Genomic DNA, 4,186 nt, shown 5'->3' with positions numbered 1-4,186 from the left:
CGGCCGCGCGATTCTCGGCGTGCAGTGCCGCCAGGGCTGCGGAGCTGGCGGCGGTGACGGCGGGACTGCCGGCCACCGCTCCGGCATCATCCCCGGTGGTCGTCTCCCGCATGTGCACCCCCTCGGGCGGGCGAGTGCCGCACCCCGTATCGCTCGTGTGTTCGATTGAGGGAACACTAGCAAGGGGGTCCGACATGAGGCTCTCAACTGCGAAAACAGGTGGAGGGCGCGCAGTCGAAGACCGCAGCGGCGACCAGCCGCCTCAGCCGCCCAGCAACGCCCGGTAGTGGTCGGCCAGGGCGGGGTGGTAGTCGGGGGAGAAGCGCAGGGCCTCCGGATCACGGCACGCCTCGGCCTCGACCAACCGGTCCAGATAGAAGTCCCACCCGGGACCGATGTCGGACGCGGATTCGGCGTCCGCGATGTCCTGTTCCAGGGAGATGGTGACCTCGTCGTCGTCACCCTCGATCCGCACGGTGACCACCCAGCCGTCCGGTCCGATCCTGACGACGACGAGGTTCGGCGCCTCGCACCGCAGCACCTCGACGGTCTCTGCGGGTGAGCCCTCCTCGGCGGACATCGTCATCTCGACGGTGCCCGACGCCGGGTCGCCCGACCACGACCCGATCCAGCGTGCGGTGCGGGCCGGATCGGTGACGGCCGCCCACGCCTGGTCACGGGACATGGGCAGCCGGCGGGGGAACACCACGGCGCCCGACGGGGCGAGGTATCCGGAGGCCCGGGGTGTGGCGGTCATGGCGACTCCTTCGCCGATAGCCCGGGGCTACTCCCTGGTGTCCCGGGGGAGCGTGGGCCCGGAGAGGTCCTCGGGGCTCGGCTGGTCGGTCGCCTCGTCGGGGTCCCTCGGTGCCTCCGGGTCCGCCTGGCCGGGCGCCCCGGCCTGGCCGGTGGACGACGCGGCCGGCGACCCCGCCGGTGACCCCGCCGACGACCCGGACTGCCCCTCGCCTCCGGTGAGCTGGCGGTCGGCACCGGAGTCGGAACCCGAGTCGAGCCCCATCGAGGCGCGGATCTGCTCGAGCTTGCTCTTGCCCTCGGATTCGCGCGTGATCGCGGCGGCGTCGAGCTGTGCGGTCGATGTTGCGCCGGTCGCCTCGGCGAGCTCCTGCTTGCCCAGTGCGGTGGTGTAGCGGCCCTCGATCTTGGCGCGGATCTCGTCGAAGGTCGGGGAGTTGCCGCCGCCGGCGCCCTGCAGGGAGGTCATGGACTCGGTGGTCCGGTGCTGCATCTCGGCCTGGGTGGCCTGCAGGAGCAGCTGATCCTCCTGCGCCAGCGTCTCGCGCAGCCGGTGCTCGGACTCCTTCACCGCCTGCTTGGCCTGCTCTGCGGCCTGCGCCGCCTGGCCGTGCAGCTGCTTGGTGTGGCCCAGGTCCTGCTCCAGCGCCACCAGCCGCCCGGCGAGCTGCTCGGCCTGGGTGTCGAACTGCTGGGCGCGGGCGGTGTCGCCCTCGGCGCGCGCCTGCTCGGCCACCTGCAGGGTCTGACGGATCTGTCCCTGCACCTCGTCGAGCTGCCGCGTCTTGGTGCCCATGGCGATCTCGAGCTGCTTGGCGTTGCCGATCACCGCGGCCGCCTGGTCGGACACCGACTTGTGCTGGTCGCGCGCGTGGTTCATCGCCTGATGAACGAGGATCTTGGGGTCCGCGTTGTCGTCGACCGACTTGTCCAGCGAGGCCTTGAGGTAGTTCCAGCCCTTGGCGAAGGGGTTCGGCATGGCGGCGTCCTTAGATGTCTCGGTGTCAGGGGTCGGTGTCAGGTGTCCCGACGGCGGTTCGGTGCGTGCTCCTACCTCTTGACGGTACCGATCAGCGCGGCCACCGGCAGGGCGGTCCGTGGCAGGTACGGCTGACGCCACAATCCGCCGGATGCCGCTCCCGACGACTCGTGCTGCCATTGCACGTCCACCTGCGGCCGGCCCACGTTGAGGTCGTGGACCATCAGCGCGGCGAGCAGGGCGGCGGAGGTGTCGGGCGCGAAGATCTCGATGCCGAAGGCGTAGGCGCCCTTGTAGGTGGCGGCGAGGATCTTGTTCTTGGTCACCGAGTGGGTGTCGGTGGCAGGGGCGACGTTGACCGAGACGGTGTGTCCGTCGGCGAACGCGGTGGTGGCGCGCCAGCGCTGCACCCGCTTGGCCAGGGTGTAGTTGGGGCCCTGCTGGGGTACGAGGGCGTCGTGCACCGCCGGGCCGTGGCCGGCGGGGTAATTGCGGGCGAAGACCTTGCCGCGGGCGACGGAGCCGACGAGTCGCTTGACGTCGGTGATCTTGCGCGACGCGAGTGCCGCGTTGGCGGCCTCCCGCACGTCCGCGGGGACGACGAAGGTGTCCATCGGGGTGGCGAGGTAGGCGAGCGCGTCGGCGGTGTTGTCGCGTAGGAGGTCGACGACGAGGGCGTCCGCGGCAGAGGAGAGCTGGACGTGGGTTCCGCCGTCCGCATAGAAGTAGCTGCCGACGGTGAGCGGTGCGGGGGCCGCGGCCCTGGCCCATGCCGCGAGTTCGGGGAGCTGGGTGAGCAGGTCGATGCCGGGGCGGCCGTCCGGCCCGGTGGGGACGTGCAGGCGCCCGGCGAACGTCGAGGCCTCTCCGCGGAAGCGATCCCACGCGGGGCTCGACGGCAGGTCGACGCCCATCACGTCGGCACCCCACTGCAGGAGGCGGCGAGCAGGTCCCATCTCCGAGCCGAGGCCCAGGACGAGCATGGCGCGGCCGGGCAGGGAGAGCCACTGGGGATTGTCCTGCACGAGCTTCAGTGCGTCGGCGCAGCTGGGTTCGATCACACCGGACGCGACCCACTTGTCGAGCCGGGCGCGCAGGAGGTCGCCGGTCAGTTCCTCGCCGCGGAAGGGGATGGACAGCTCGCGGACCGGGGTCGCCGTGCCCTGGATCGTGTCGGTCGTCGGGGTGTTGGTGGGGGCGACGACGGCGAGGTAGTCCGACAGCGGGGTCTCCACGGTCTCCCCGTTCGCGTCGTGTACCCCGACCATGCGGGACTGCAGCGACTCGAGCGCGGCCCGCGCGACACCGTCCCAGGCCGCCGGGTCGGACACCCCGGCGCTGACGAGTTCGGTGAAGGGCTCGATGTAGCCCTTACGCCAGTCCTTGATCCGGTGGACGCGCTCGGAGGCCGCCGGGTCCACGGTGGCGAGTGCGTCGGCGACGACGTCCTTGGCCAGCCGTCCTGTCGAGCGGTTCCCGGAGGAATCGGTGGGGAAGAGGACTCCGGTGGTGCTCGATGCCATGACGCTCCTGATGATCGGGAATAATTCGAGGTTAACCTCAACTTCGCCCGGATTGTGTTCGCTTCGCCCACTCTTGCCCGAGTCCGCAACGGCGCTACCCGAACATGTGATTAAACTCACCTATGGTCTATTCGTTACTCTTTAGTTAATATGCATTAATTTCTTAACTTTTGCATATACCGAGGTCGGGCGGCGAGAACGGCTGTGGGATGGCCGTTATGGCGTCTAGCTGCGAGGTTGGCCAACCGCCCATCGTCGGCGTGTTGCTGTGACATAGAAGAGCGTGGTGTAACAGCCCTGAGGATTGCCTCGATATGGTGATGACACGATCGAACAGCGGGTGGTCAAGACCACACGCCGGGCCGGCGGGCAGGGGGAGATTCCGAATCGCCGCGTCGTCAACGACAACAGGAAGGCAATTCCTATGAAGAACTCCAAGCGGATGATGGCCGTCATCGCGGCCTCCGGACTCGCGCTCGGCTCCATGCCGGGTGTCGCCAACGCGCAGGGTAGCGCTGACCTCGGCCTCGGCCTCGGCGTGGCGCTCGGCGACTCGCTCGAGGTCGGTGTCGACCTCGCCGCCGGGCTCGGCTCGGCCGGTGAGGGCTCCTCGGAGCTGCCAGGTTTGCCCACCGAGTCGCTGGGGACGGGTTCGGACACGGGTTCGCTGACCGGTGGTTCCGAGGAGGGCGGTTCGCTTGATACGGAGTCGCTGACCGGTGGTTCCGAGGAGGGCGGTTCGCTTGACACGGAGTCGCTGACCGGTGGTTCCGAGGAGGGTGGCTCGCTTGACACGGAGTCGCTGACCGGTGGTTCCGAGGAGGGCGGTTCGCTTGACACGGAGTCGCTGACCGGTGGTTCCGAGGAGGGCGGTTCGCTTGACACGGAGTCGCTGACCGGTGGTTCCGAGGAGGGTGGCTCGCTGACC

The 4,186-nt window shown here is 69.5% G+C and carries 3 protein-coding genes and 1 pseudogene; 1 reads left to right on the top strand and 3 read right to left on the bottom strand.

Annotated elements, in window-relative coordinates; translation table 11 throughout:
* Positions 1-262: 262 nt before the first annotated feature.
* The 3 genes from AC3DEV_RS16575 to AC3DEV_RS16565 all read right to left on the bottom strand — a co-directional run bounded on the left by AC3DEV_RS16575 (position 263) and on the right by AC3DEV_RS16565 (position 3,258).
* Positions 263-757 (bottom strand): SRPBCC domain-containing protein, encoded by a 495-nt coding sequence (locus tag AC3DEV_RS16575; protein WP_488372795.1) that lies wholly within the window; start codon positions 755-757, stop codon positions 263-265.
* Between the two features lie 27 nt (positions 758-784).
* Positions 785-1,735: a PspA/IM30 family protein gene (locus AC3DEV_RS16570; RefSeq protein WP_488372794.1), complete on the bottom strand. Its 951-nt coding sequence runs from the start codon at positions 1,733-1,735 to the stop codon at positions 785-787.
* A 71-nt stretch (positions 1,736-1,806) separates the two neighbouring features.
* Positions 1,807-3,258: a hypothetical protein gene (locus tag AC3DEV_RS16565; RefSeq protein ID WP_488372793.1), complete on the bottom strand. Its 1,452-nt coding sequence runs from the start codon at positions 3,256-3,258 to the stop codon at positions 1,807-1,809.
* A 424-nt stretch (positions 3,259-3,682) separates the two neighbouring features.
* Here AC3DEV_RS16565 and AC3DEV_RS16560 point away from each other — a divergent pair.
* Positions 3,683-4,186 (top strand): annotated as a pseudogene (locus tag AC3DEV_RS16560) (hypothetical protein); the annotation flags it as partial.

Source organism: Dietzia sp. IBK-p2-15D (genome assembly GCF_057773105.1).
The sequence above is the reverse complement of the archived record's forward strand: the minus strand, read 5'-3'. Positions and strand labels throughout refer to the sequence as shown.